This is a genomic window from Bacillus cereus group sp. BfR-BA-01408, assembly GCF_022663305.1.
GTDB classification, from domain to species: Bacteria; Bacillota; Bacilli; order Bacillales; family Bacillaceae_G; genus Bacillus_A; species Bacillus_A pacificus.
On the sequence record NZ_JAKUFF010000295.1, the window covers coordinates 1 to 235 of the forward strand.

Consider the following 235-nt stretch of genomic DNA (forward strand, 5'->3'; position numbering starts at 1 on the left):
AGTGAAAGAACAGCCAGTAGCCGGATATGAATCCAAAGTAAGTGGCACTGACATCACAAATACAAAAGTGGGTAAAACAAAAGTAGAAGGAACGAAGACGTGGAACGACGGTAACGCGACAGACCGTCCGGAAATGATTAAAGTAGACCTTTTACAAAATGGTGCAGTGATTGCGACGCAAGAAGTAAGCAAAGCAACAGATTGGAAATATGAATTCAAAGATTTAGCAGCGTAT

Annotated in this window: 1 protein-coding gene; it reads left to right on the plus strand. The window is 41.3% G+C overall.

The features are described from left to right. Nucleotides 1-235: Cna B-type domain-containing protein (locus MR083_RS27365; RefSeq protein ID WP_242270140.1), on the plus strand; the 235-nt coding region annotated here is incomplete at both ends.